Genomic DNA, 2120 nt, shown 5'->3' with positions numbered 1-2120 from the left:
ACTCTGTTTTTCGATATCTTAACTGGATCATAGCTGTTGCTGTGAGATAAGCGACAATAGGATATTCGACAACATACTTTGCCCATTCGCAAACTTTAATCCTGTTTTATAGCCAAACACAGCCCCATTGAACCCATTCCTAAATATTCCCGGATGTAGGAGCGAGATAACATAAAGAGAACTGACGCTGAAAAAGCATCATAGGATTCGAATTTCCTAAATCTAAGAGTAGCTTTTGGTTCTCAAATCTCTTCTCTTTAGTTTCAATATGAGCTTGGGTATAAACACGGTCATTTTCCAGTATTAGGGGAAATGAATCATACTTATCCACCTTTAATCCTAAATCTGAAACACTATGTGCAACAGTAATCTTCTTCTTAATATAGTCTATAGCAACTACGTTACTTCTGAAGAATAAGCTCCCCAAAATTCCGTGAATAGGAATACCTATATTGCGCGAGAGGTTGAAACTAGTATCCGTAATTACATAAAGATGATGCACTGAATCGATTAAAGTACCTACCTCCAGCTTATTGCGTAGAGAAACCATTCCTTGAATAGGTCTCCCTATACCAAAACCCTGAAACGTGACAGCAGAGGTATTCTTCAGGAAGACAGAGTCCACCTGTCCAAACAACAACGTTTCCTTTACTCCATTGTCCAATAAAAACGATAAGGGTTCTCCATTAAGTTTGACAGACAATAAAATGAGATTATCTACAAAGTCGAAAGGTATCACAACCTTCTTATCATGTGGAAAATGCCAAAGCTGAGCTCGAAGCGGTCCTATATGCAATAGGAAGAAAAAGTATAGTAGGAACCGTTTCATAGGACAGACTTTTTTATATTAAGTTAACCAAAATTATCCTATAAAGCAATATAACTATGAACACATGCTAAAGAACAAGTTAGAAAGCTATTCTTAAGACAAGCATTTTATGTTTTTACTTCATAAAAATTTATTAGATAATAAATAAAAAAACGAGCCTAAAGCAGGGCTGCTTTAGACTCGCCTATTAACCAATTATAAACTTAAATTATGAGACCACAAAGGTACGCAAAATAGTTTACCATGCAAATTATTATTGCGTTTTTTTGCGGTTTTCAATTATCGGTCGACTTCTCCAAGCACAATATCGATAGATCCTAGAATAGCTATTAAATCTGCTATAAGGACTCCTTTTCCTAATTCCGGAAGAACTGAAAGATTATTAAAACTAGGGCCTCTGGCCTTAACACGACGTGGAATATCGGTTTTTGCTTGTGTTTCAAAATAAAAACCGAAGTTCTCCTTTAGGATTTTCTGCACGTACATAATATGCTTGTTCTTTTAAAGTTACTTTTTTAGGAACCAAGGCCCGTGGGTCAAATTCCGGAGAACGCGCAAAATCCGACATCAGGCGATCTGCACATTGCTCAATGATTTTAAGAGATTCTTTAATCTCATCGACACGCACCTTATAGCGATCCCAACAGTCCCCAACAGTCCCCATCAAACCTTGTCCTATAGGAATGTCGAAATCCAATTCAGGATACACAGAATACCCATCCACACGTCGTAAATCCCACTTCACCCCACTGGCACGCAGCATAGGCCCTGAACAGCCATAGTTAATGGCTACATCTGCCGGCAAGACACCAATGTTTGCCGTACGTGCGATGAATATCTGATTGTTAGTAAGCAAGTCATCCAGCTCGTCCAACTTAGGACGAAAGTAGCTTACAAACTCCTTGCAGCGCTCCTCAAAACCTACAGGAATGTCATAGAAAATGCCTCCTACCCAAATGTAGTTGTACAGCATACGGGATCCCGACGCCCATTCTAACATATTCATTATATGTTCTCGGTCGCGGAAACACCACAAGAATGGAGTAAACGCTCCTATATCGATACCGTAGGTTCCTATGGCAATGAGATGGGATGCTATGCGATTCAGTTCACAGACTAAAACGCGTATATACTCTACCCGTTTCGGAATTTTATCGGTCCTATTCCCAACATACGTTCTACCTCCATCACATAGCTGTGGCTGTTGTTCATAGAAGCCAGATAGTCCAGTCGGTCCGTGAAAGGAATGGTTTTGGGATAACTCAACGACTCAGCATGTTTGTCAAAACAG

Annotated in this window: 1 protein-coding gene and 1 pseudogene; both read right to left on the bottom strand. The window is 39.4% G+C overall.

Translation table 11 applies throughout. The features are described from left to right. Window positions 1-139: 139 nt before the first annotated feature. Complete coding sequence (locus tag SD31_RS14105) at window positions 140-829, bottom strand: hypothetical protein (RefSeq protein ID WP_052259098.1); 690 nt, start codon at window positions 827-829, stop codon at window positions 140-142. Between the two features lie 279 nt (window positions 830-1108). Further along, a pseudogene (locus tag SD31_RS14100) lies at window positions 1109-2120 on the bottom strand (NADH-quinone oxidoreductase subunit D); the annotation flags it as partial.

The sequence above is a fragment of the Sphingobacterium sp. T2 genome, from assembly GCF_000814685.1.
GTDB lineage: Bacteria > Bacteroidota > Bacteroidia > Sphingobacteriales > Sphingobacteriaceae > Sphingobacterium > Sphingobacterium thermophilum.
This window is presented reverse-complemented; position numbering and strand designations above follow the sequence as displayed.

Coding starts and splice junctions, on each gene's coding strand:
- SD31_RS14105 (WP_052259098.1), bottom strand. CDS start 829: ATGAAACGGTTCCTACTATACTTTTTCTTCCTATTGCATATAGGACCG.